Annotated in this window: 19 protein-coding genes; 12 read left to right on the top strand and 7 right to left on the bottom strand. The window is 49.8% G+C overall.

What is annotated here, in order from left to right:
• Window positions 1-51: 51 nt before the first annotated feature.
• Both AB3Y94_RS07180 and AB3Y94_RS07175 read left to right on the top strand, forming a co-directional pair.
• Window positions 52-651 carry a PepSY domain-containing protein gene (locus AB3Y94_RS07180; RefSeq protein ID WP_367295614.1) on the top strand — a complete coding sequence of 200 codons (600 nt, stop codon included), beginning with the start codon at window positions 52-54 and terminating at the stop codon, window positions 649-651.
• The gene (locus AB3Y94_RS07175) at window positions 641-1,345 is read left to right on the top strand and encodes a hypothetical protein (protein ID WP_367295613.1); all 705 of its coding nucleotides are present in this window, start codon (window positions 641-643) and stop codon (window positions 1,343-1,345) included. Before AB3Y94_RS07180 ends, AB3Y94_RS07175 begins: the two co-directional genes overlap by 11 nt.
• A 463-nt stretch (window positions 1,346-1,808) precedes the next feature.
• Here AB3Y94_RS07175 and AB3Y94_RS07170 read toward each other — a convergent pair whose 3' ends face one another.
• Window positions 1,809-2,783, bottom strand: coding sequence for an alcohol dehydrogenase catalytic domain-containing protein (locus AB3Y94_RS07170; RefSeq protein ID WP_367295612.1), 975 nt, complete (start codon window positions 2,781-2,783; stop codon window positions 1,809-1,811).
• A 351-nt stretch (window positions 2,784-3,134) separates the two neighbouring features.
• Here AB3Y94_RS07170 and AB3Y94_RS07165 point away from each other — a divergent pair, with 351 nt between their 5' ends.
• The 5 genes from AB3Y94_RS07165 to AB3Y94_RS07145 all read left to right on the top strand — a co-directional run bounded on the left by AB3Y94_RS07165 (window position 3,135) and on the right by AB3Y94_RS07145 (window position 10,567).
• Window positions 3,135-5,888, top strand: a complete 2,754-nt coding sequence (locus AB3Y94_RS07165) for an HAD-IC family P-type ATPase (protein ID WP_367295611.1) — start codon at window positions 3,135-3,137, stop codon at window positions 5,886-5,888.
• 1,054 nt (window positions 5,889-6,942) lie between these two features.
• Window positions 6,943-8,361 (top strand): C69 family dipeptidase, encoded by a 1,419-nt coding sequence (locus AB3Y94_RS07160; RefSeq protein WP_125684744.1) that lies wholly within the window; start codon window positions 6,943-6,945, stop codon window positions 8,359-8,361.
• Between the two features lie 69 nt (window positions 8,362-8,430).
• The gene (locus AB3Y94_RS07155) at window positions 8,431-9,432 is read left to right on the top strand and encodes a GW dipeptide domain-containing protein (RefSeq protein ID WP_125684721.1); all 1,002 of its coding nucleotides are present in this window, start codon (window positions 8,431-8,433) and stop codon (window positions 9,430-9,432) included.
• A gap of 83 nt (window positions 9,433-9,515) precedes the next feature.
• Complete coding sequence (locus AB3Y94_RS07150; RefSeq protein ID WP_367295610.1) at window positions 9,516-9,893, top strand: transposase; 378 nt, start codon at window positions 9,516-9,518, stop codon at window positions 9,891-9,893.
• A gap of 191 nt (window positions 9,894-10,084) precedes the next feature.
• Complete coding sequence (locus AB3Y94_RS07145; RefSeq protein ID WP_367296493.1) at window positions 10,085-10,567, top strand: IS30 family transposase; 483 nt, start codon at window positions 10,085-10,087, stop codon at window positions 10,565-10,567.
• 107 nt (window positions 10,568-10,674) lie between these two features.
• On the opposite strand, the gene AB3Y94_RS07140 is transcribed toward AB3Y94_RS07145, so the two are convergent.
• Window positions 10,675-11,256 (bottom strand): sugar O-acetyltransferase, encoded by a 582-nt coding sequence (locus AB3Y94_RS07140; RefSeq protein ID WP_125684719.1) that lies wholly within the window; start codon window positions 11,254-11,256, stop codon window positions 10,675-10,677.
• 529 nt (window positions 11,257-11,785) lie between these two features.
• Here AB3Y94_RS07140 and AB3Y94_RS07135 point away from each other — a divergent pair.
• Together AB3Y94_RS07135 and AB3Y94_RS07130 are read left to right on the top strand one after the other, a co-directional pair.
• Entirely contained in the window at window positions 11,786-12,433 is a 648-nt protein-coding gene (locus AB3Y94_RS07135) for a FusB/FusC family EF-G-binding protein (RefSeq protein ID WP_125684717.1), read from the top strand.
• 705 nt (window positions 12,434-13,138) lie between these two features.
• Window positions 13,139-14,071, top strand: coding sequence for a DMT family transporter (locus tag AB3Y94_RS07130; RefSeq protein ID WP_125684715.1), 933 nt, complete (start codon window positions 13,139-13,141; stop codon window positions 14,069-14,071).
• Between the two features lie 346 nt (window positions 14,072-14,417).
• On the opposite strand, the gene AB3Y94_RS07125 is transcribed toward AB3Y94_RS07130, so the two are convergent.
• Both AB3Y94_RS07125 and AB3Y94_RS07120 read right to left on the bottom strand, forming a co-directional pair.
• Entirely contained in the window at window positions 14,418-16,454 is a 2,037-nt protein-coding gene (locus AB3Y94_RS07125) for a heavy metal translocating P-type ATPase (RefSeq protein ID WP_367296492.1), read from the bottom strand.
• A gap of 95 nt (window positions 16,455-16,549) precedes the next feature.
• Window positions 16,550-16,993, bottom strand: a complete 444-nt coding sequence (locus tag AB3Y94_RS07120; protein ID WP_125684713.1) for a CopY/TcrY family copper transport repressor — start codon at window positions 16,991-16,993, stop codon at window positions 16,550-16,552.
• 213 nt (window positions 16,994-17,206) lie between these two features.
• On the opposite strand from AB3Y94_RS07120, the gene AB3Y94_RS07115 reads away from it, so the two are divergent.
• Window positions 17,207-18,472: a D-alanyl-D-alanine carboxypeptidase family protein gene (locus tag AB3Y94_RS07115; protein ID WP_367295609.1), complete on the top strand. Its 1,266-nt coding sequence runs from the start codon at window positions 17,207-17,209 to the stop codon at window positions 18,470-18,472.
• 423 nt (window positions 18,473-18,895) lie between these two features.
• Here AB3Y94_RS07115 and AB3Y94_RS07110 read toward each other — a convergent pair whose 3' ends face one another.
• Both AB3Y94_RS07110 and AB3Y94_RS07105 read right to left on the bottom strand, forming a co-directional pair.
• Window positions 18,896-20,386 carry a MucBP domain-containing protein gene (locus AB3Y94_RS07110; RefSeq protein ID WP_367295608.1) on the bottom strand — a complete coding sequence of 497 codons (1,491 nt, stop codon included), beginning with the start codon at window positions 20,384-20,386 and terminating at the stop codon, window positions 18,896-18,898.
• Window positions 20,387-20,861: 475 nt separating this feature from the next.
• Complete coding sequence (locus tag AB3Y94_RS07105; protein ID WP_367295607.1) at window positions 20,862-21,251, bottom strand: DUF2255 family protein; 390 nt, start codon at window positions 21,249-21,251, stop codon at window positions 20,862-20,864.
• A 379-nt stretch (window positions 21,252-21,630) separates the two neighbouring features.
• Between AB3Y94_RS07105 and AB3Y94_RS07100 the strand changes: the two genes are divergently transcribed.
• Both AB3Y94_RS07100 and AB3Y94_RS07095 read left to right on the top strand, forming a co-directional pair.
• Window positions 21,631-22,476 (top strand): aldo/keto reductase, encoded by an 846-nt coding sequence (locus AB3Y94_RS07100; RefSeq protein WP_367295606.1) that lies wholly within the window; start codon window positions 21,631-21,633, stop codon window positions 22,474-22,476.
• A 345-nt stretch (window positions 22,477-22,821) separates the two neighbouring features.
• Complete coding sequence (locus AB3Y94_RS07095; protein ID WP_367295605.1) at window positions 22,822-23,403, top strand: sugar O-acetyltransferase; 582 nt, start codon at window positions 22,822-22,824, stop codon at window positions 23,401-23,403.
• Window positions 23,404-23,420: 17 nt separating this feature from the next.
• Here AB3Y94_RS07095 and AB3Y94_RS07090 read toward each other — a convergent pair whose 3' ends face one another.
• On the bottom strand, window positions 23,421-24,308 hold the full coding sequence (locus AB3Y94_RS07090; RefSeq protein ID WP_367296491.1) for a LysR family transcriptional regulator: 888 nt from the start codon (window positions 24,306-24,308) through the stop codon (window positions 23,421-23,423).
• Between the last annotated feature and the right edge of the window lie 393 nt (window positions 24,309-24,701).

The raw sequence follows: 24,701 nt of genomic DNA, 5'->3' as shown, positions 1-24,701 counted from the left end.
ACTTGGGTTATTAACTGACGACCCCTTTACTAATCAATGGAGGAAAAGATTATGGGTAAACTAGGATTGACGTTGCTGGTGACCAGTCTCCTTTTAAGCGGGTGTGGTGCCAGCCAATCAGCGAATAAGCCAGCCGATTCTTCTAGCGAAGCCAGTTCCAGTAAGCTAGCGGATACTGCGGCAACCGGTGATGCTCAGAAGAAAATCAAAGTTACCGTCGAGGGGGCGATTCGCCAATTTCACCAAGAATTTGGGAATACAGCTGTTGTGACGGAACTCGCCATAGAGCCAATTGGTCCGCGTTATGCGTATGAACTTACGGGGGTCGACAGTAACCACGAGTACGAGCTGACGGTTGATGCGCAAAGCGGTAAGCAAAGTCGTGTCCACCGGGAAAAACTAGACGCAGATGAGGATCAGGGCGTGGCTCGCAAGCAAGAGGGTCTCGACACAAATCAGCTGAAGTCGTTGGCGACTATCACGCGAGCGGCAACCCAAAAAGTCAGTGGTCACGCTATTTCTTGGTCTTTGGACCGCGAGAACGGTCAGGCACAGTGGGAAGTGAAGGTCAAAAGTGGCCGGACTTACCACGAAGTGACGCTTGATGCGTCCACCGGGAAGGTACTGGCAACTGAGCGAGATGACGATTAAACACGTGGGGAACTTTGGAGTGGGGAAATTGATGAATCGACTAAACTGGCAGCGGTGGGGGATCACCGCTGGTTTTTATGCTTTTTGGTGGCTACGAACCATTGGCTGGGTTGCCTTTAATGGCCTAAGTGGATTGAACATTGTGACGGTGATGGCGTCGGTCGGTGAGCTGTTACTTTTGCTGGTGCCATGGTTAGTGATTGTTGCGGGATTTGCGCGGCGGCAACGACCGTGGGTTATCAGTTCGGTTGCATTATTAGTGTTAACGTTATTTTCCAATGAGCGGGCGAGCGTTTACGTGGCACCGTTATTGCCAGCGTTGACCTTGCTCACAGGCTGGTTGTTAGCCAACGCTCGGCTCGGTGTGACCTTTGACCGCGCCAGTAAGTGGGTCACGGGTACGGTTTTGGTATTGACGGGTCTAGCCTTGCTTACGCCGCAGAGCAGCGCGCGGTTATACGTGGCCGGATACCATTCACCGCTGCCGTCAGTGGCTAGCCAGTTGACACCAGATGCTAGTAATTGGCGAGCAGAGAAGACGATTTCGTTTAGTCTTGATCGGCCAGTCGTAGCGGACGTCGGCATGCTGAGCATGTCCGGCTTCCCGGTATCTAGTCAAAATGAACTCAGTGTGGACGTGCGGCGCGTGGGTTGGATCTACCTGCCGACCGAGGATCAGTGGTGGGTCGCGTAGGCTAGATTTGTCGCACGTTTCGGCTATTTACGTTCGGAGCACAAAAAGGGTTTGAGACTTTTGTCCCAAACCCTTTTGTGATGGTGTTCATTGAATGTTCGGCTTGTTGCCGATTGGGAAGCTAATTGTGCACAACCTAATTTTGGGGCAAAAAAATTAACCTGATTGAATCGAACTGGGATTTAGTCTGATGCAATCAGGTTAACTATTTAATTGGGGACAGTCAGTATCGAAGCATTTTCCGGGTACTTCGACAACTGTTACCAAAAAAGCTTTAGTTTGTCGTCAGTTTGTTAAGCAATTGTTTTACGACATCTTTACTATAACAGAGAAATCAAGGCCTGCGGGTAATTCTGGCAATTTGTAATATTACAATTTTAACGAAGTGTTTTAATGAACGTGTATATTGTAAACAAATCGGTGTTGGGGCAACGCTAAAGCCCTCCATACATGTCAGATTAGGTTAAACCCGAACGACTAACTTTCCTAAATTTTCATCGTGTTTGAGGAGCTTCAGCCCCGTGGCCGCCTGATTAAATGGTAAAACGCGGTCAATCACTGGGTCAAATTCACCGGCAGCCAGTTTTTGGCCGACCACGCCGGCCATTAGACCTAGGTCGGCAATTTCGGTCGGATTCTCAGAACGATAGACGCCACCGAGAGCGCACCGGGCGATGCTCAGGGCCTTGGTATTCAGGTTCAGGTGATCGGGCATGCCGTCACCAATGGCGATGATTTGACCGTTGTAAGCCATACGGTTCACGTCGGCTGCCAGTGACTCCCCGCCAATCGGATTGATGCTGAGACCCACGCCCCGACCAGCTGTGGCCTTCATCACGGCCTGGGTAACGTCTGCTTGGTGATAATCAATAATGGTGCCGGCCCCGACCCGTTCCACCAATGGCCGTTTGCGTGCAGAGACCGTGGTAATCGTGGGTAAATGCAGGTTGCGAGCAAACTGGAGGGCGGCTAATCCTACGGACCCGCCACCTGCATGGATCAAGACGGTTGGGAGCTCGGATAGGTTGGCCTTGCGATAGAACGCTTGGTAGGCCGTCAGCGTGCCACAGAGGCTAGCGGCCGCTTGTTCAAAGCTGACGCTGTCAGGAATGGGCGCAGCGCTGAGGTGTGTGGTCACCGTGAATTCGGCCAGACTGCCGTTACGGCGGAGGTCACCATGGTACATCACCCGCTTACCTACTGACCAGTCACTGACATTATTACCAATAGCGACGACTTCACCCGCCACGTCTAAGCCAATAACGTGGGGGTCGTCCCAGGAACCACTTTCAATGACTTTGTAATCGGCGGGGTTGAGGCCTACAGCCCGGACCCGTACCTTGATTTCATCGGCGGCTGGTAGGGGTTCCGGGATTTCTTGTAACTGGAGTTCTTCTAGAGAATGGGGACCGGGTCCTGTAATTGTCCAAGCTTTCATTATGGTCATCCTTTGAGTTGATTAGTTAATGTGTTATGTATCTGCGGTGATTCATTGTCACTAGAAAATTAGAGCCGACCAGTTTAAGTGGGCAGCACCACCTTCATCTTAACCAAGTTAGCGGCAGAATTACAGGATTTCGTTTAGTTGTAACCGTTAGCCATTCACCCTATTATTAAAGTTATGTTGCAAAACTTCTAATGAAGTGCAATTTTCCTGGAAAGTTGGTAGAATTAATTAACTTAAAAAAGATGACATGGAGGTGGACGCCTTGCACCAACCGTACGCTGCATACCCAATTCCCGACCGCTAATCAGACGTTTTCACAGATAGAAAGGAAGACCTTATTACATGGCACAAGACCCAGAAGTAACAGCATCAACCAACACAGAAGCAGAAACCACTGACCCTGGACCCAGCCAGCAGCCGCCACTATGGCAGCGTTCGACTGAGTCCTTACTTGTTGAATTTGCCACGAATGAAGACGAGGGACTGAGCACCGCTGAAGCCCAGAAACGGCTGAAAGCTAACGGCCCCAACGAGTTGACTGCCAAGAAGCAATCCAATCTTTTACGCTTCTTGAAGCAGTTTAACAACTCCATCATCTACATTTTAGCAGCAGCTGCACTGATGACTTTCTTCATGCATCACTATTCCGATTCAATTGTTATCGGACTCGTCATCGTCGCGAACGCCTTTATTGGCTATTTCCAGGAACGGTCAGCGGATAACGCTCTGGACCGAATCAAGGCACTACTGGTCTCCGAGGCCGTCGTCATTCGTGACGGCCAGAAAATTACGTTACCAGCACGTGAGCTGGTGACCGGAGACATCGTTCAGTTGGAAGCGGGGGACACCGTTCCCGCCGACCTCCGACTGATTGACGCGGATAACTTAAAGATCCAAGAGTCTGCCTTGACCGGTGAGACCGATTCAGTTGAAAAGGGTGAAGACCCCTTGAATGTGGCCAATCTGGCATTGGCCGAACGAACAAATCAAGCGTTTGCCTCCACCGCCGTGACAAATGGTTCTGGTCGGAGAATCGTGACCGTGACGGGTGCCCAAACTGAAATTGGTCATATCCAGCAAAACGTTGCTGAAGTTAAGCAACAGACCACGCCGTTGATGAAAAACCTCAATAGTTTAGGTTTAGGGTTATCCGTTGCCATTTTAATTGCGGCAGTCTTGCTGTTTATCCTGGGGATGATTACCCACGTGTACAGCTTACCAACCTTACTGATTGCCGTTATCACGATGGTCGTGGGGTCGATGCCAGAAGGATTGCCCGCCAGCACGTCCGTCGTGTTAGCCATGGGAACCCAGGCAATGACGAAACAAAATGTGATTGTGAAGACGCTGCCCGCCGTAGAAACACTGGGGGCCGTCGACATTGTGAATACTGATAAAACGGGAACCCTGACCAAGAACGAAATGACTGTAACGGATATTTTGACGGCGCAAGACACCTACACCGTTTCCGGAGTGGGTTACGACGCGACTGGTCAGGTACAAAATGATGAAGGTCAAGACGTCAACTGGCGTCAGGATACCGACTTGGAATGGTTGGTCCAAATTGCTGGGCAAACCTCCGATGCCGAATTCCATGAGGAAGACGGACAGTGGATTCTGACCGGTGAACCAACCGACGGGGCGTTAACGGCCCTGTATCATAAGTTGGTGGGCGCTGACCCAGCTCCGCAAGAAATTGATTCCCGACCCTTTGACTCGGCCATTCGTTACTCGGCACGGTTGGTGGATCATAACGGCCAACGTTATCTGTTAGTCAAAGGGGCCCCACAAACCTTGACTCAGCTTATGCTGACTCAGGGTGAAACCGTGGATGAAGCGGCTTGGCAAGAGCGTTTGTCACAGCTAACACGCCAGGGTAAACGAGTTGTGGCGTTAGGTTACCAACCAGTGGCCGCCGATGCGACTGAGGTGGATGACCTAGTCATTGGTCAGAACTTCCACCTAGCTGGGATGGCCGGTATCATTGATCCACCACGTCCCGGTGTGGCCGACGCCGTTCGACAATTGCGGTACGCGGGGATCAAGGTGAAGATGATTACCGGGGATGACCCCGAAACGGCCGCGGCGATTGCCCGGCAGCTGAATTTATCTGAGCAGGCGCGGGCCATTACCGGTCCTGAGCTGGCTGAAATGACCGACGAACAATTGGCTAGTCAGATTGATAAGTACACCGTCTTTGCCCGAACTACACCGGCGGATAAACTACGGATCGTGAAGGCCCAACAGGCCCGCGGCCACGTGGTTTCGATGACCGGTGATGGGGTCAATGATGCCCCCGCTCTGAAACAGGCTGATATTGGGGTTGCCATGGGGATTCGGGGAACCGACGTTGCTAAGGACTCCGCCGATATGGTGCTGGCCGATGACGACTTTACCTCGATTCTGGGGGCGGTCCGTGAAGGTCGCCACGTCTTTGATAACATTCGGAAAACGATCCGCTTTCTGTTACCAACCAGCTTTGCTGAAGGTCTAATCGTGGTTATGAGTATTCTGATGGATCAAGAGTTGCCACTGTTCCCAACCCAATTGTTGTGGATCAACATGGTATCTGCCTTGACGATTCAGTTTGCGTTTATCTTCGAACCGGCTGAGAGTGGCATTATGAAGCGGGGACCACGGGATGTTAAGCAGGGAATTCTTTCTAAGCTCGACATGTTTGAGGTGACTTACGTGTCGTTGTTGATTTCCGGACTGGGAATCTTTGCCTACGACTTGTTGACGGGCCAGGGGCTGTCTGCGGTGATTGGGAGTACCATGACGCTGAACGTGATTATCTTCGGGAAGGTCTTCTACCTCTTCAACCTGCAAAATGACCACCCCGTCTTCTCCAAGTACTTCTTCCGCAACAAGATGAGCTTCGTTATCGTGGCGATTTTGATGGCGCTCCAGGCCATGATTATTTATTGGCCAGCCATGCAGGGCGTCTTCCATACCACTAGCGTGAACTTTCACTATGGTTGGGGGATTCCAATCGTTGCTGGAATCGTGGTCTTGTTGGTGACTGAATTAGCCAAATGGATCCGTCATCGCATCGATGCCACCACTGTTACGCGTGAGCAACAGATCGGTCGTTGATCTTGGCCGCCTGCGGCAGCTAGGGGTTGCGCTGTGGGGCGACCCCCGGGAGCCAAAGAGCGGTCTCCCGCGGCGCCTTGGTCCTTCGCTTAACTCGCGAATGCCCAAGGACGACCCAGCCACTAAGCCAGCAAAAAACGCTGACTAAGTGGCTCGACACTGCGCAACCTCTAGCTGCCTCCGGCTCAAATAGTTGGTTGGGTGGCTACGGGTAACGGTGTGGTCTCTTGTTCCACTGAAAGTTTGTAAACGATAGCTGTTCATTTCCTCAGTTTGGGAGTGGACGGTTTTTTTTGTTATCACCTGCGGTAGCTAGGAGTTGTGCTGTGGGGCGACGACCCCCGGGAGCCAAAGAGCGGTCTCCCGGGGCGCCTTGGCCCTTCGCCTAACCCGCGAATGCCCAAAGACGACCCAGCCACTAAGCCAGCTAAAAACGCTGACTAAGTGGCTCGACACTGCGCACCCCCTAGCTGCCTCCGGCTCAAATCGTCGGTTGGTTGGCTACGGGTAACGGTGTGGTTTCTTGTCTCACTGAAAGTTTGTAAACGATAGCCGTCCATTTCCTTAATTGGGAATGGCCGGTTTTTTTGTTGAAGAATGTCGGTTGCTATTTTAAGATGTCGGCCTATCAGTTGTGATTTAGTCAACGTTGATGATGACTATGACATAGTGAACGTTAATGTGCTTTCAGTGAGCCAACGTAGCTGGAGGTTGTCAGGGCGGGTGACGGCTGTGTTGGTGGCGTTAACTCGGTGGGCTGACCGAGTCTAGGCCACGGGACGAGCTTGAAGATTCGTGGGCTGTGCGAAGCTTCAAGTCGAGCTGGAGGACCGCTTTTCAGGCCGAAAGCGGTCCCCACAGCAGACGCCCACCCTGACAACCGGAAGCGGCAATTTGGCTAATGCTGGTCCTAGTCCTAGTCACTTTACCAGTATCCTCGACAACCAAATATTCTCATCTGAAATAATTAAAACGTCAAAATGTTAAAAATGGGTGGCCCTTAGCACCTGATAATCTTATACTTAAGGAATAAAGGGGGCGGAACACAATAATGTTGAAGAAGAGTTCCGATTGTACAGAGATTTTAGTGGGAAAGGCCGCCAGTATGGACGGTTCAACGATTGTGGCACGTAACGAAGATGGTTACGGTCCAGTCAACCCAATCAAGTTTGTGGTCCACCCAGCAATGGACCAATCGCAGGAATCCTTTACGTCGATCGTTACCGGCGTAAATGTACCGTTACCCGACCACGCCTACCGCTATACGGGGACGCCTCAGGCCGACCAGAGTGATGGTCAATACGAAGAAGCTGGTATCAATGAATTAAATGTTGGTATGAGTGCGACCGAAACCACCGCAACGAACGCCCGTGTCTTGGGCTACGACCCATTGGTGAACGATGGTATCAACGAAGAAGCCATGGTTACCTTAGTTTTGCCATACATCAAGACTGCTAAGGAAGGGGCCCAACGCTTGGGTGCCTTGCTAGAAAAATACGGGACCGGTGAAAGCAACAGTATTGCCTTCAACGACAATGACGAAATCTGGTACCTGGAAACGGCCGGTGGTCATCACTGGGCGGCGATGCGCTTACCAGAAGATACCTACGCCATTGCACCTAACCAGACGCTGATGCAAGAAGTTGATCTCAACGATCCCGACAACTTTTTAGTGGCCACGGACCTGGTCGACTTTGTTAAAAAGAATCATTTGAATCCTAATCCAGACACGTTTAACTTCCGTGAAATCTTCGGAACTCACGGCGAGGATGACGCGTACTACAACACGCCACGGACTTGGTACGGCCAAAGCCTGTTCAATCCTGAAATCAAGGATCAACAGCCAACTGACCAAGACATGCCATTCACGCGGAAGCCAGCCAAGAAGATTGCCATCGAAGACGTGCAATTCTTCCTGTCTTCCCACTACAACGGGACGAAGTATGATCCATTTGGAACCTTTGCCTCTGGTTCAGCCGATGACCAGAAGAAATTCCGGCCAATCGCGATGGACCGGAACCAATGCTCATCGATTCTCCAAATCAGAAACGATGTTCCAGCCGACCGGGCAGCCATTCAATGGATTGCCATGGGCTTCTTCGCCTACGCACCATACGTGCCATTCTTTACGAACATCAACGACACGCCGGAAGATTACAAAAATACAACGACGGCGGTCGATGTCGAGAACGTTTACTGGCTTAACAAGACGCTCTCTGTTATCATTGAGCCCCACTTCCATGAATACGTTGAAGCAGTTAACGCCTTCCGCGAAGGGTGCCAATCCTATGGTCGGCAACGGGTTGCGGCAACTGATGAAGCTGTTAGTGGTGACACGACTGAGTTCTTGACTAAGAGCAATTTGGAAACGGCTGGTGAAGTCTCTAAGCGGACGCACCAATTGTTTGATGATCTGGTTAAGCACGGCCTCTTGTTATCTAAGACGGTTTGGGAAAAGGGTCAAAACCTCTAATGTAATGTTAAGTTTAGCATGTTAATCTTGGAGAGTAAGCACAGGTTGAGTGATGACTAGGAGGTAATCATGACTAAATGGGTTAAATTCATTTTAGCGGGATCTTTGGGACTGGTATTTTGGGGTGGCTTAACGACGGCCAGCGCCGCCAAAAAAGTGACATTACCAGCCTACCCGCAGCATCGGATTTTTACGTTTAAGTCGACTGGCACGAAGGTGTACAGCTATCCACGCGCGGCTTATAAGCACAGCACCGTTTTGGGGACCGAACGTAGTCGGACGAAGCAGTGGACGGTGGATAAGGTCATGACGGTCAAAGGCAAGCGTTACGTGCGGTTGGCCAAAGTCACGGCTAAGAAGCTGCCGCACGGGACGATTGTTGGATCGACAGCCACCAAGAAGTCCAAATTGGTGGGCGGTTACGTGGCACTGAGCAAGCTGAAATTTCACCAACAGATCAGTCAGATGAAGTCGGTCAAGAAGACGGCCTACTGGACGCCAACCACGACCCATGATTTCTGGGACATGCCGGCCAAGTCACTCGGCACGACGGCGGCCAATCATTACGGTACCACGTACGGTTACCGGACGCTCTACGCCATTCAGTCACTGACCACGACCAGTAAGAAGCAGTACCTATACTTCGAGACGGCCGCTGGTAAGGCAATTGGCTGGTTACCGAAGAGCGCTGTGGTCAAGGGGACGTACCCGAACATCATGACGCGCGAGCTCAACCGCAATGCCACGACGGCAACCACTAAGGTGGCCACGTTGGATAAGGCGGCGCACATCAAGATTGGTATTGCGACGACCAATGGGCAAATTCAGCGAGTCGTACTGCTACAACAAAACAGCCAAACGATGATTTACGATTATCAGAATGGTAAGGCAGTCAAGGAAACGACGCGGAGTGCCACTGGCAAGGTGCTAAGCACCAAGTCAATTGCGCCGGTAGCCACCTTGAGCTTTAAGTTAGTCGCTGCGTTTGACATCAATGGGACCACTTACAAGGGAACGATTTCACCGAAGGGCGAGATTGATATTCCGGTTTACTTTGGGTGGACCGCTTAAATGCAGATTAATCACGGAGAGTCTGGGGTAAAACCTGGGCTCTTTTTTGCTACGACGAATTTACAATTGAAGTGCAACATTAATTGAATAAAAAAACCCATAGCGGGTACAATTACTTAACGACCAAGAAAAGCAAAGGAGTACTCGCTATGAGCTATCACCATCTTACTATAAATGAACGAGAAAGTATTCTAGAACTTTCGGCTAAAGGATTATCAATTCGTGGGATTGCCTTGAAGTTACGGCGTTCACCTAGTTCAATTTCGAGAGAATTAGGTCGTTTGAATGGGCACTATTCACCATCTGAGGCTCAAAAGGATTATCGAAAACGACGCCGAAATAGCCACAAACCCCGACTTCTTGATCAGCTACCTCAACTGTGTTCAAGAATTGCCTATTTAATCAGGGAACGCCAATGGTCCCCACAACAGATCGCCAATCGTCTGAAATTAGAGGGCTAAACGTTTGTTAGCTACAATACTATCTACCGCCACATTGAGCAACATAACCTCAACCAATCTTTTACTTCTCATGGAGATACTGGTATTCGGCGCAAGTTAAGACACCGAGGTCGCCAACGGCATCGTCCAGGTGACCGTAAACATCGTGAACCTAAGGTAGACTACATTTCCATCCATGAGCGACGACGTTCATTAATGAACGTCGTCGCATCGGGGATTGGGAACTCGACACAGTTCAAGGAAAAGTTGGTGAAGAAGTTCTAGTGACTGCCGTTGATCGTAAAACACGATATACCTTGATTACTAAGGCATTGCGTAAGAATTCTGAGTCAATAAACGAGGCTCTATTGGCCATGTTTAGCCGTGTTCCTAAGGAATTTATCCACTCAATTACGCCGGACCACGGAACTGAATTCTTACAACTAGCAGATATTCGCGATGAGTTACAAGTGACCATTTACTGGCCGGATCCATATTCGCCAGAACAACGTGGAACCAATGAAAATACCAATGGGTTAATTCGAGAATATTTTCCTAAAGGGAAAAGCCTCAACGGTCACAACCTAGAGGAAGTTTTGAAGTGCCAGAATCGGCTAAATCGACGACCTAAAAGAGTTTTAGACTATCGTACCCCGGAAGAAATTTTATTTGATAAAGTGTTGCGCTTGGTTTGACAATTCGTCACGCCAACTGTACTGAAAAAAGTGTTCTCCGATTCATAGACAGTCTGTTTATGAATCGGAGAACACTTTTTTAATTTTATTTTTTAGTGAGGGATGTTCTAGATATCCGCGGTATCAGTATTTGGCACGTTTTCACGAACCACGCGGGCGGGGCTACCGGCAATCACCACGTTGTCACCGAAGGACTTGGTGACCGTGGAATTGGCCCCCACGACCACGTTATTGCCTAAGGTGACGCCGGGCAAGATAACGGCACCGCCACCGATCCAGACGTGGTCGCCAATCGTGACGGGTTTGCCCAGGCCAATGAAGGCATCGCGACCTGCTGGGTCAAGGGGATGGTAGGCGGCGTAGATTTGGACGTGGGGCGCCATCATGCAGTGATCCCCAATGGTAACTGGTGCGATGTCCAAGATGACGTTGTCATAGTTACACATGAAGTCATCACCGACGTGGATGTTATAGCCAAAGTCACAGCGGAAGTTGGGTTGCACGCAAGGACGTTCACCGACGGAACCAAAGAGCTGGCGGATGATGTAGTCTTTTTCCTGAGTGGCGGTATCATCTAACTCGTTTAATTCCTTGCAGAGTCGTCGTGCCTTGGTCTCATCAGCGGCGAGTTCGGGGTCCATGATGTTGTAGGGCTCGCCAGCGAGAAATTTTTCTTTTTCAGTTTTCATTGGGGATACCTCCTGTTGCCCATTAGTATAGCATTTATCCGGATGAATTGTAAACGTGTACATTTATTAGGATAACAAGGTTGTGGGGCTTAATTTTCTAACTGTGCCAACCAGGAAGGGGGACGGGCACTTAGTAGATGGTTTTGGGTAAAATAACGTTAAAGGCATGCGGCTAAGTTCGGATGTCTTGGGTTTATACTCAGCTTTTACAAGGAAATAACGGATAATGTCGAGCGACTACCATCAACAGTTACTGACACGGATTCGGGAGCTGGGTCGGTATCAAGGGGCTTGGAACGGACAGTTCTGAGTCCTTTTTGCTGGAATCAATACAGGCGATAACGACGGCTTGCCTTCCACGAAAATATTTTGTATACTTATTAGCACTTCGGCTATCAAAGCTGAGGACAAGGAGATGATCGACGATGATGGCATCGTTATTTGTACGGAAAAGTGCTGCTAGTTAGCGACACTTTTCTGCAAAACCTTTCAGAGAAGTGTCAGGTTTGAATCTGAAAGGAAATAAAAAATGAAACCGACAATTACCACCTATGAATACAGTTATATTACCCAGCAGGTCAATGACCTGGTCAGTGCTTACCTATCAATCAACGACCGACGGATGCGGGATACCGTTCGGGCGACGACGTTGGAGCGCATTACGCCACTACTTCCTAGTGAGGAACCAATTAGCCAGGAATTCTTGCGACGGTTACAACCAGATCGTTTATCACGGGACGCAGCGGCCAAGCTACTGCCGACGTTAGAACCCTTAGTCGTACCTTTTCCGGAGCTATCGATTAAGCAACTGAGTAAGCTGTTTCGTAAGGTGAAGAAGCTTAAGCAGCCAGAGTGGGCGGACTTAAACTTACACGAACTGACCTATCTAGGGTGGAACGACGGTGGCAGCCAGAAGAAGTATCTGGTAGCACCGTACCAGGATCGCTTAATTGGCATTCAAGGTGACCTCGCCCCCCAAGTGGTGAAGGGTGTTTGCGCCATTTGCCAGACGATTGGGAACGTTTCGTTGTTTGTGTCGACGACCAAGAAGTCGGGACTGGGGACCTACACGCGTAACGGTAACTATATTTGCCGCGACAGCGCGCAGTGTAACCGTCAGTTGACTGACCCACAGGCACTCGCCGAGTTTTTAAGCATTGTCCGACCAAAACGATAAGTATAGAGCTAAGGGGACCGTCATTTGGGCGGTCCCCTTTTTGACTAGAAAATGATAATCGGCTAAGTTTTCCGGAAACGTGCTGGTCACGGGTCTGACCTTTGTTATAATGGTCTTTGTGGAATTTTTTGGGTTAGTTATTCAGGCGCAGAACTAAGGTCGCCTGCGGCCGTCAAGGATAGGGCCCGCTGTGGGGCCGCCTTCAGCCAAAGAGCGGGCTTCCGGCTCGGTTTTAAGCCCCACTAAAAATCGTGTGGGTCTTGAAACACGTCCCCTGGTGTTGCCCCGAGCAAATCACTCGGTCCAATACCAGCGACACGGCGGACCCCATCCTTGGCAACCGCCGGCTATGATAGTGTCTTATGAGTTCTACGAGACGAAAAACTATATGTGTCATTAATCATTATCAATAAAAATGTGATTTATGATTAAGATATTTAAAATAAAAACAAATTAATAGATTGATTACTTGAACGTAAGGTAGTCGCAGGTCGACAGGGACGTAACCCAGTGGATGTCGTCTTAGTCTGGTGGAATTCCGGACTTAGAGGACTGGCCGAACTTGAAGACTCGTTCTTTGAGGCTTTAAGTCGCCCTGGGGACCGATTCTTAGGCCCCAGGTCTGCCTCACAGGGTGGAGTTCCTGTCGACCGGAGACGGCTACATTTCAAGATAAAGTATACATAAATTCAAGGAGGAACGGTCATGACGGGACAACATCATTTAAGAGGGGTATTGCTAGCCAGTCTAGCCTGCATGATGTGGGGGATTTCTGGGGTGGTCGCGAGCAGTCTGTTTACCCTAAACACACACGTAACCGCACTTTGGCTGTCAGAAGTACGGATGACCACGGCGGGAATCGTTCTGCTGATCATTGCTCAGCTGATTGGTGCTAAGCCCATGCGGCTGTGGCAGCACAAAAACACGGCTGGTCGAATCGTTAGTTACGGCTTGTTGGGGATGGTTCCCGTTCAGTTGTGTTATTTTGAAGCGGTTAAATTTGGGAACGCCCCAATTGCCACCATCATTCAGTTCTTAGGACCGTTCATCATCAGTATCTACTACTTCTTGTTCAAACACACAAAGCCGACCCGGCCAGAGAGTGTGGGGATGGTCATTGCCTTTGTCGGGACCTTTTTGATTGTGACGCACGGCCACGTCAATGCGTTAGCCATCTCGCCGGTCGTCCTGTTCTGGGGGTTCCTGTCAGCAATCGGGGTGGCAACCAACACGTTGCTGCCACGACCACTGTTCTCAACGTATGGTTCCTTATCCGTCACGGGGTGGGGCCTGTTAATTGCGGGATTGTCACTGAACTTTGTTAAACCCGTTTGGCAATTCCACACGACCGTCACAGCTACTGAATGGACGTTAGTGGCCATCATCATCGTCTTCGGGACGGTCATTCCCTTCCAAATGTTCGCTCACAGCTTGGCTTACATCTTACCGACAACGGCCACATTGTTGGACGCCTTTGAACCGCTGGCGGCAACGGTCTTCTCGGTTATTTTCCTGAGTGTTCAGCTAACAGGTTTTGATTTGGTTGGTGGGACGCTGATTATCCTGGCCGTTATGATCTTATCGATGAACAGTCGGAAACTGGTAAACTTTTTTCACCGTCGTCGCAGTACGACCTAAATAGATCTTAAAAGAGCACTGAATTCACCTCCACAATTGGAGATGAATTCAGTGCTCTTTATCTGGGCCATTTAAATGATTAATGATTAGGAAAGGGAAAGTGGGTCTAAAATTTTGTAGAATCTGTAACCTAGCTGCAGGTTGTCAGGAGGACACCAGCTGTGACAACGGTGTTAGTTGGCGGTTTTTAGCCAACTTATAGCGTGGGACGAGCTTGACGCCTTGGTGGGTTTTACCAAGGCGTCAAGTCGAGGAGCAAGACCGCTCTCAGGCTTGCTCCGGTCCCCACAGCAGGCGGCCTCCTGACGACCGGAGACGGCAAATTCCGCAAATCCCATAAGGTCCGCTATTCAGCAGGAACGTTCTTAATCCGTAACGTCATGGCGTTGATGGCTACGATGATGGTACTGAAGGACATGATGATTGCCCCAACCATGGGGTTCAACATGAAGCCAATGGGAGCTAAGACGCCGGCTGCCAGTGGAATGGCGATCAGGTTGTACCCAGCACCCCACCAGAGGTTCTCGGTCATCTTCCGTTGCGTTGCGCGAGCGAGGTCCAAGAACTGGATCACGTCGGCCGGGTCACTGGAAACTAGGATGATGTCGGCGGATTCAAGGGCCACGTCGGTCCCAGAACCAATTGCCATCCCAATGTCGGCCCGGGTCAGACTAGGTGCATCGTTGACCCCGTCCCCAATGAAGAGGACCTTCCCAGTTTCTTGGTACTTCTGAACCAGGCGTTCCTTGTCTTCTGGTAGCAAGCGGGCTTGGACGTCGTCAATACCAACGGAAGCAGCCACTTTGTTTGCCGTTTCTTGGTTATCCCCAGTCAGCATAACGGGCGTAATCCCTTGTCTCTTGAGGGCGGTTACCAGCATCTTAGCGGCGGGCTTGATTTGGTCACCCTGAGCGACTAACCCTAAGACCTGCTTGCCAGCAACCAAATAACTGATGGAGTTTCCTTCAGCAGCAAATTGGCTAAATTGGTCACGGTCGTAGTTTAAGTTGTTTTGTTCCAAGTAGTTCACGGACACGACCCCGTAAGTGGTGTTCGCAACCGTTCCGAATTGGCCCAACCCAGTCTCTTGGTGGGTGTCACTAGCGGTTGTGAAGCTTAAGTTTTTGGTCGTTGCAGCAGTTAAGATTCCGGTGGCAAGGGGGTGGCTAGAGCCTTTTTCTAGACTAGCCATCAGACTCAGCACGTCGTCTTCAGAGCGTTGGTTGTCGAAGCTGACCAGGTGATTAACTTTAAATTCACCCATAGTCAACGTTCCCGTCTTGTCCATCAAAGCAAACTTCAAGTGGTTAACCTGTTCCATGGCATTCCGGTTACGGATCAATAAGCCGTTTTGGGCGGCAATTGCGGTACTCCGGGACACAACCAGGGGTACAGCTAGGCCCAAAGCGTGGGGGCAGGCAATGACGAAGACGGCGACGGCCACTGGCAAGGCCACGGCCAAGTTGGCCACAGTCAGCCAGATGATGAAGGACAGAATCCCAACAAAGAGGGCGGCGTAGAATAACCAGCCCGCGACCCGGTCGGCCAGATTTTCTGAATCAGATTTGGCGCTCTTGGCGTCGTTGATCAGTTTCATAACTTGCGCTAGGTAACCGGAGTCCCCAGTTCCCGTGACTTTCGCGGTAAAGGTTCCCGTACCGTTGACGGACCCACCGATAACACTGTCACCAGCAGCCTTCTTAACGGCCTTGGATTCACCAGTTACCAGTGATTCGTTGACGTCGGAAGCCCCGGAAATAATCTCGGCATCGGCTGGGATTTGTTCACCAGCCCGGACGGAGACCGTTTGGCCAACTTGTAAGTCGCTTAGGTTAACGTCGGTTAGATTACCTTGCTCGTCGACGACGTGGGCTTCTTGCGGAAGTAATTTTCCCAGAGCGTCCACGGCGGAACCAGCGTTCATGACCGTGTTCATTTCAATCCAGTGACCCAACAACATGATGACGATCAAGGTGGAGAGTTCCCAGAAGAAATTGTTGACCATCGGTGTCACGTGGAAGACGTTGTTGGCAATCACAGCGTAGATGCTGTAGATGTAGGCTACGCCGACCCCCATACTGATCAGGGTCATCATGGCAGGTTGCTTCATTTGAAGCTCAGCCTTGGCGCCACTGAAGAAGGGACCACCACCGTAGAAGAAGAGGATGGTACCTAACACGGCAACGACCCAGTCGCTACCGGGGAAGATGAGTTGGAAAGGTAGTTTAACGCCCATCATGGGGGACATCAGAATCACAGGAATCATGAGGATGAGGGAGACCCAGAACTTACGCTTCAGGTTACCCATGTGCATCATGTGACCGTCGCCCATGTCCATATCCATGTCGCTCATATCCATGTTACTCATGTCCATGTGGGCCATTTCATCGTGGTTCATTTGGCTGTGGTTCATTTGACTATGGTTCATGCCCGCCATGTCGTCGTGCATGTCCATGTTGTGCATCTCAGTTTCTTTCATTATTCACAACTCCTCTCGCAATTTTCAGGTAGACAGTCACAGGCAACTTCAGCTGGCGCTGTGGCTAATTTCTTATTCAGGACGTTCAGTAATTCTTGAACGTCGTTGTGACTCAGTTCGGTCTGCTCTAACACGTGCGCTAGAGCAGTTCCCCGGTGCATGGCACACATCTGATCGAGCTCAGTCTGCAGTGCCGTGTCCATTGCCGTTTGTTCGTCAATGTTCGGGGTGTAGATGAATTGGCGTCCATCTTTGGCTGTGGCCAAGGCGCCCTTCTTGACCAACCGGCCAATCAAGGTTTTGATGGTGGCCGCTTTCCAGTCGTGTTGTTGCTCTAATAAATCAATGATGGTCCGGCTATCGGCTTGACCGAGGGTCCAAACGATCCGCATGACCCGCCATTCTGCGTCGGAAATGGTGACTGCTACTTCTGTGGCTGCCATAGATACAACTCCTTTCGTTTACAATTGTAATCTTAATTAATGAGTTTAGTTTACAACTGTAAACACAAATGGTCAAGGGTTATGGCCAACTTTTTTTACAAATACATTTTTAATAGGTTAAAATTTGGGCAAGATTGCGGTTTGTCACCCCATGGGCCCAAACTTTCTGTATAATATATACAACTTACTATCTTGAAAGGAGCGTTTACGCTCGTGCAAAAATTTAAACGCTGGTTATGGCAGGCCGCTATCGTTGGCCTGACCGTAATTGGCTTGGGTGGTGGTGTGACCGCAAATGCGGCCACAAAGACCGTTTCTAAGGTCCCAGCCCGGGCTGCGTTCGTCATGGACGCCCAGAGTGGCCAGGTACTCTACCAACAAAATGCGGATAAGAAATACCCAATCGCGTCACTTTCAAAATTACTGACTGTTTATCTGACGGTTAAGGCCATCAATGATGGCAAGATTGGTTGGAACGATGATGTGCCAATGAGCAACGACCTCTTAAAGCTGAGTCACAGCTATGAATTCTCCTCTCTACGGATGAAGACCGGGGAGAAGTTTACGGTGAAACAGTTGGTGGCTGCGGCCATGATTGCTTCATCGAACAGTGCCGCAACAGCCTTAGGAGAGTACGTGGCCGGCAATAATGCTAAATTTGTCGCCCTGATGAATCAACAGAGCGCGGACTGGGGCATCGAGGCCCATTTCATTAGCTCTTCTGGGTTAGATAACGGAGATTTGAAGGATTACAACTTGGTTCTCCCCAATACTGGCAAGAAGGAAGAAAATTTAGTTTCCGCTAAGGCGATCACGTTGGTCGCCCAGCATTTGTTGGCTGCGGACCCCGAGATTACGCAGATGTCGAATCAGACTGAAGCCAAAATCAATGGCACCACCATTTATAATGAAAATGGTTGTTTAAAGGGTAAGAGCCATTATAAGAAGGAAAGCCAAATCGATGGCTTGAAGACTGGTTTTACGGAGAGTGCCAAGCTGTGTTATACCGCTTCGTACAAGGTCAATGGTCAGCGAATGATTGCGACCATTATCGGTGGCGACACGACCTTTTCCGCGATGAACAAGTTAATCAAGCAGACGAAAGAAATGTACCAGTTAGAGACCACGCCGTTGGCAAACCAGTCAGTGTCACTGGCTAATGGTTTAGAAACCAAGGTTACAGCGGCGCCGATCATCAGTCAGGCGGGCGTTTGGTACCAAGAGAAGGCGGCTAATTTGAGCACCAAGGTGGAGACAAAATTGACACCAGCTCAGTTGAGCAGCGGGATGGTCGATGCCGGCGATCCGGTTGCCCAGGCGACCGTCACCGATGCAACCACTGGAGCCAAGCAACAGATTGTGTACAAGGCCCAGCAGACCGCGACGCTGTTTGCGGATCGCGTCGTGTTCCACAGCAAGCAGACTACGGATCAGTTGCTTAAAGCGTTGGTTACGCCGGTTACGAGTGCCTTAGCTTAAAGGATTGGCCCATAAATAGCGACGATTAAAATAAACAAGCCGTCAACACTACTTTTTCAAATAGTGTTGACGGCTTGTCTTTGTTACCAAAGGTTGAAAGTACTGAAACACCCACTATGCTTGATACAACAAGGATTGGGTGTTGGGGTTTAGTCAGATATAGCGGGAAATTGTCGCCTTACCGTTCGCCAAATCTGGACTGGAACGCGGTGGAAAGGACGGGACAAGCCAAAGAGCGGTCTTGTCCCTCGCTTGAAGCCGCAAAGCACGTCTTCAAGTCGCCATTTTCAAGAAGGTCACTTAAAAATTCCACGGCTGAGTCCAAATTTGGCTCACTCTCGGCTACCTAGTGGAGCACTAATCTTAAGTCGATAACGTGGCTTGATAACAGTTTTCGAACTTTCAACCTTTAGTTTGTTAGAGCTACTTCACGGACACCCATTGTTTGTTACCAGTCAGGTAGGTGCCATTGGTTAGTTGGTAGCGGGTCATGACACCCCGCCGAACCAGCCGCTTAACGTGGACAACGGTGCCTTTCTTTAAGTGTTTAACGCGTTTGTCATGACTAAAGGTAGCCTGTTGATATTCATAAGTTCCTTTGGGATTAAATACGACTAGTTTTTGATAGTGTTTGCCTTGCCAGTATAGGTTGGCCACAAAGTTGCTCTTCGCTGTGACGTAGGTTCCATCAGCTAACTGGTAGCGGGTTCGTCCTTGAATTGACTTGGCAATTCCCACGACCTTGAACGTCTTGGCCTGGATTCGTGGCAGGCCCTTCACGTGGGCATCGCGTTGACTAACTTTAAATGTTGGTTTTGCGTACCGATAGAGTCCCTGCTTGGTGTAGATCATGAATGGCTGGAAAGTAGCTGCGTTCTTGGTATAAACGTAAGTCACCGTTTGCGCAGAGGTTGTGAACTTGCCAGCTGGCGTGCCAATGGTTTTGACCAAGGTATACCCCTTGATTGCCCCTTGCTTAGCCTGATAAGGTGCATTAACTGTGCCATTAATGACGGTATCTTTGGCTAATTTCGTGCCACTGGCCGTTTGATAGTGCACCGTAACTGGCGCCGCTTTTGCTTCAGTGGTGTTCGTGTCAGTAGTGGTGGCCGTTGGCTTACCATAAACGTAAGTGAAAGTTTGCGGCGTATCCTGGTAAATACCCGTGGGTGTACCACCTTTAATGGACTTTAACGTCAAGCCCTTGAAAGCAGCGTCGGTTGATTTGTCCGGCAAGGTATACTTGTCGCCCGGCTTACCTGAGACGACCTCATCGTCTGCCAGCTGATTACCACTGGCGTCCTGAAATTTAAAGGTCACAGTTGGATTGTAAGTGTAGGTGACTTCATTTGTTCCTGCAGGTGCGACCGTATCTAGTTTGTAACCCGTAATGTCAGCCGCGGGCTTGGCCGTTGTTAATTCGGTCATTAGGGCCGCCGCTTGTTGAGTGCCAACCGTAAACGTCAACTTCTGTAAGGAAGTCTTCGATGGGTTAACGCAATTGATGGTCAGTGTCGTGGTGGTCGTGTCACCGGACGGATCGGTGTAGTCTACATCAGCTGCATCGAGGTATTCCGTCTTATTGATTTGATAATAGCTTTTACCAGTATCTAAGTTCAGTAAGATTTGGTCTGATTCACTCTCGAAGCCCCTAGCAAGTCGTCGGACCGATTCAACTTTGCCAGTATTATCATACAGAGGAACGGTATCAGTGAGGTTAATGAGCGTGCCTGTTGGTGCTGTTCCGTGAACTTTTAATATTGCGTGGTTAGGCACCAACTCAATCGAAGTCCACACGGTGTGGCCGCTGGCACCAGAATCAGCATTGGCACTGGTCAAGCCCCCGATGAGTCCGATACCAATCAGTAAACTTCCTAACGCTAGTAACCATTTAAATCGTCTTCGTAACCCCATAAAACCGCCTCCGATAGTTTCTCATATATTATCGCTTGTATTAAGGCAATCATAACACACTTTGTGAAATCGATTGCATGACATTAGATTTCAGTAATTGCAAATAACCAGCAAGCACAATTGTGTTTGCTGGTTATTTGCTGTTTCACGTTAAGTTATCAAGCACAGGTCTCTTGTTCTTTTGAGTTTACTTTGACTGTGCGTATTTTATTTCGGTGGCTGGGTAAGACTTTAGATTTAACTCTAGCCTGACTCAGCCACCGGAGGCGCTCGGAGAGTCCGCCTGCTGTGGGGAACGCCTCCGGCCTGAGCCTGTGAAGGTAGAATCGGTCCGGAACTTTCGGTCCGATTCTACTGGACGGTGGTAAGACTTATGGGTTGGGCAAGGATTACCACCGAGCTTGAAGACCGCCTCTCAGGCTTCGATCGGTCCCCATAGGCTGGAGTTCCTGACCAGTTTCAGCGTCAACGCTGTCTAACGAGGCATGACGTGCAGCGTAGCGGCAGTTGGGTTTTCTGAAATCATTCTTGGTAAAGAACGTTGGCCGTCGTACTTAGCCTTGTACGCTGCCGTAATTTTGGCGTCTAAATCGGCCGATTGTTCGGCTGGTTCGAAACGGGCCGCAAAGTTGTGGTCGCTAACGCTGATTTCACCTGCACTTTGGGCGACGGCAGCCATGTACCACTTGGTCTGTTGGCCGTTCCAGCCGCGGGAGTAAACGTTGCCATCAACAACGACTTCCCAAACGGGAGATTCTTCTTCAAAGGTAGTCATGTCTGGGTTATAAGGCTTCATCGTTAAGGTGTGGCCATTTAAAAATAAGTCTAATTGTTCATTGGTCCATGGTGTAGTAGTTGTATCCATCGGTAAATTCCTCCATTTTCAGTTCAAGTCAACGGTAGTCATCCGCGCCTGCGAGAACGCGAGAATTTGTAAATGGTGCTTACAATTCGTAAGTATATACTCTTTTAGAATAAATACAAATATCCAAAATGATTAAAATGAAAGATATTATCGGAATTTAACGTCTTTGTTCATTTGATAAAAGTCGTTAAATAGCTGTCAATTCAGCAAGATAGCTAATTGAACACGTGATTAGTGAACAAGCCCCAAACTTTTTGAAAGAATTAACTGATTGCGTGATAAATCAGTAGTTTTTTTGAATTTTAACTAATTTAGCGTTGCCTTCGTGTGGCCCTAAGGGTCTATACTCAGACCTATCAGCAATCAAGGAGGAATTTGAATGCCAACAATTACGGATACATTTGACTTAAACAATGGTCTGAAGATGCCTAAGGTTGGTTTTGGGACCTGGCAAACACGACCTGGTAAGGAAACTTACGATGCCGTTAGTAATGCTTTAAAGGCTGGTTACCGGTTCATTGATACTGCCAAGGCCTATCAAAACGAGCAAAGCGTCGGTGAAGCCATTGCTGCCAGCGACGTGGCGCGTGCCGATATCTTTGTACAAACGAAGTTGCCAGCTGAATCGAAGTCCTATGACGAAGCTATGGCTGACTTTGAGAGTAGTTTGGCCGCTTTAAATCTCGATTACGTCGACTCCTACATCATCCATGCACCATGGCCATGGGCCCAAATGGGGTCAAACCACGATGCTGATAACCGTGAAGTTTGGCGGGCGATGCAAGACATTTATAACAGTGGGCGGGCCAAGGCGATTGGGGTATCAAACTTCAACTCCCACGACTTGGAAAACCTGTTAACCTGGGATGGCTTAACGGTCAAACCAGCTGTTGACCAAATTCAATACTACGTGGGTCATACCCAACCAACTATTGTAAAGACAGCTGAGACCAACCAAATTGTGGTTCAGGCGTACTCACCACTCGCAACTGGTGGTTTGGTTGACAGCCCAGAACTGGAACGCGTTGCTGGTAACTACGGTGTCTCCATTCCCCAATTAGCACTGCGGTTCGTCATTCAAAATGGTGTCGCACCACTGCCAAAGGCCCGAGCAATGGCCCACGTTGAAGCCAACGCCCAGCTGGACTTCGACATCAGCGAAAAGGATATGGCCTTCCTGAACCGGTTAAGTGACGCCAATGGCTGGCATCCGGTTGGGGATTAAAGAGTGTGGAACGAGCCGGTTAGGTCCTGAGCATTAGAGAGTCAAAGCGCAGGGACCTGGCTCGTGGAACACGTTTCAGAGGCTGCTAGTCCCCAGCAGCTAAAGGCAACGACGGGTATACTTTTTCCAACAGCTTTAAATAACACAATCATCAAATATCCACAACGACAAGAGAAAACAAACAAACTAAAAAGCAGAATCGTCACTCCCCCGTGGCGGTTCTGCTTTTTGCGTCTACAGCCATGCCTAAATGCTATGGCTTCTAATTTGAGATAAGTATTGGATATACGTCTGCGTCGTCTCTATACTAACGGCTAGAGAACAAAGAAGGAGTCGTGAATTTTAATGACAGAACCAGCAATTTTTCAACGTGCGTTGGCCGGAGAACCCTTAGACTTTACCGGTGAGGATTTTCAACTCATCAACCAAACGGTCCAACGTACGCAGGAACTCTTAAAGAAGTTCAACCATATTGATCAAACCAACGAACAGCGGCGGGCGACTCTGAGTCAAGTCGTTGGCTACAGTGTCCCGGAATCTGCTGAAATCAACGCACCGGTCCACAGCGACTTTGGGCCGCATCTCTTTATCGGCGACAACGTTTACGTGAATCAGGGCGTGATGTTCGTCGACTTAGGCGGGATTTATTTGGGTGACGGGGCGTTGATTGGACCTGGAGCCATGTTGTTGACGGTCAATCACGTTGAGGACCCGGGCCACCGGCGGGACGTCCAAGCCAGTGCCGTTCACGTTGAAAAGAATGCCTGGGTCGGTGCTGGCGCTATGATCTTACCCGGCGTGACAGTGGGTGAGAATGCTATTGTAGGGGCCGGATCTGTGGTGACTAAGGATGTTCCGGCCAACGTGGTCGTGGTGGGAACGCCAGCCAAAGTTTTGCGGCGAGTCAAAGGGACTACGGAGGCGTAGCTTAGTGGCGTTAATAGTTATTCGTGAGTTTGAGTAGGGGCTAATGTCGCTTGAATTTCAGCTAATAGGGCTTGCGCGGCCGTAGAAAGGCGTTGGCCTTTTAACCAAACTAGGCTGGCTCCCGACGAGATGCGGGGCTTTAGGGGAATGAAGGTCAGGTCAGTCTGGTTAGTGTTAATGATGCCATCCAATCCTAGGGCGTTGCCGACACCAGCAGTCACTAGTAGCGAGGCGTTATACAGTAAGTTATAGGTGGCGGCGACGTCCAAATCAGCCTGGGTGAAGCCAAATAGGTCGTGGATGCGTTGGCTACCGCCCTGTTGTGGGAGAATCAATTTCGTGTGGGCCACATCGTCCAAACTAACCGTGGCTTGTTGGGCCAGTGCTGACCGACTTTGAACCAGTAAGCCCCAGCGACTTTCGCCTGGTAACCGCAGAAAGTCATAGTCGGTCTTGTCGACGGGCTCCATGACCACGCCAAAGTCGAAGACCCCGGAACTTAACTGTTGGTGAATTTCGGCGGCATCGGTGCTGACCAGGTTGACCTGAACGCGGGGGTGCTGGTGATTTAAATGGCCGATGGCTTGGGCCACCGTCAACATACTTCGGGCCTCAGCGCTGCCAACAAAGACGGACCCGGCAACGTCTTGTTTCCGGTGAATATTTGTCAGTGTCTTGTCCGCTAGCGCTAAGATTTGTTTGGCCTGATTCGCAAAGTACTCGCCATCTGCCGTTAATCGAATGGTTCGATTGCCTCGGTCAAATAGGGTGGCTCCCAACTCGGCTTCTAAGTCTTTGAGTTGTCGGGACACGGTCGGCTGTGACACGTGTAGGCGGTTGGCCGCTTTACTAATGTTTTTCTCCTGAACGATCATCATAAAGTAACGGAGAACGCGTAATTCCATGGATAAGACCTTCTTTTCTCTGGATTGCTTTAGAAACGTGTGACTGCTAGTCGATTCATAAAAATCGTCGTTACCCATTTAGGGGGTCGCGACGATTTTTTGCTACAGGGGTGACAAAATCACCGTGGATTTCGTTAGTAAGGGTAGGGACTAGTTTTTCAATCTCTAAATCCAGCAGCCAATTGTGAGGAGCATGACGGCGATCGTCAATGACCTTACCGGATTCAGAAACCACAAAGCGAGCGAGAAGCCCGCTCTTTGGCTGAAGCGACCCCACGGCTGGTTCCATCCCTGACCGCCGGAGCGGCATTAGCGACGTTCTACAAGCATACATAAAATGAATGGTGAAGCATTAAAACTAAGTATTTTACATAATTATTAATCGCCAGTATG

It is taken from the genome of Levilactobacillus yonginensis, from assembly GCF_964065165.1.
In the GTDB taxonomy this organism is placed as follows: Bacteria; Bacillota; Bacilli; order Lactobacillales; family Lactobacillaceae; genus Levilactobacillus; species Levilactobacillus yonginensis_A.
Note: the sequence above shows the minus strand (reverse complement) of the source record. Positions and strands in the feature narration are given on the sequence as shown.

Coding starts and splice junctions, on each gene's coding strand:
- AB3Y94_RS07180 (WP_367295614.1), top strand. CDS start 52: ATGGGTAAACTAGGATTGACGTTGCTGGTGACCAGTCTCCTTTTAAGC.
- AB3Y94_RS07175 (WP_367295613.1), top strand. CDS start 641: ATGACGATTAAACACGTGGGGAACTTTGGAGTGGGGAAATTGATGAAT.
- AB3Y94_RS07170 (WP_367295612.1), bottom strand. CDS start 2,783: ATGAAAGCTTGGACAATTACAGGACCCGGTCCCCATTCTCTAGAAGAA.
- AB3Y94_RS07165 (WP_367295611.1), top strand. CDS start 3,135: ATGGCACAAGACCCAGAAGTAACAGCATCAACCAACACAGAAGCAGAA.
- AB3Y94_RS07155 (WP_125684721.1), top strand. CDS start 8,431: ATGACTAAATGGGTTAAATTCATTTTAGCGGGATCTTTGGGACTGGTA.
- AB3Y94_RS07140 (WP_125684719.1), bottom strand. CDS start 11,256: ATGAAAACTGAAAAAGAAAAATTTCTCGCTGGCGAGCCCTACAACATC.
- AB3Y94_RS07135 (WP_125684717.1), top strand. CDS start 11,786: ATGAAACCGACAATTACCACCTATGAATACAGTTATATTACCCAGCAG.
- AB3Y94_RS07130 (WP_125684715.1), top strand. CDS start 13,139: ATGACGGGACAACATCATTTAAGAGGGGTATTGCTAGCCAGTCTAGCC.
- AB3Y94_RS07125 (WP_367296492.1), bottom strand. CDS start 16,454: ATGGCCCACATGGACATGAGTAACATGGATATGAGCGACATGGATATG.
- AB3Y94_RS07120 (WP_125684713.1), bottom strand. CDS start 16,993: ATGGCAGCCACAGAAGTAGCAGTCACCATTTCCGACGCAGAATGGCGG.
- AB3Y94_RS07110 (WP_367295608.1), bottom strand. CDS start 20,386: ATGGGGTTACGAAGACGATTTAAATGGTTACTAGCGTTAGGAAGTTTA.
- AB3Y94_RS07105 (WP_367295607.1), bottom strand. CDS start 21,251: ATGGATACAACTACTACACCATGGACCAATGAACAATTAGACTTATTT.
- AB3Y94_RS07100 (WP_367295606.1), top strand. CDS start 21,631: ATGCCAACAATTACGGATACATTTGACTTAAACAATGGTCTGAAGATG.
- AB3Y94_RS07095 (WP_367295605.1), top strand. CDS start 22,822: ATGACAGAACCAGCAATTTTTCAACGTGCGTTGGCCGGAGAACCCTTA.
- AB3Y94_RS07090 (WP_367296491.1), bottom strand. CDS start 24,308: ATGGAATTACGCGTTCTCCGTTACTTTATGATGATCGTTCAGGAGAAA.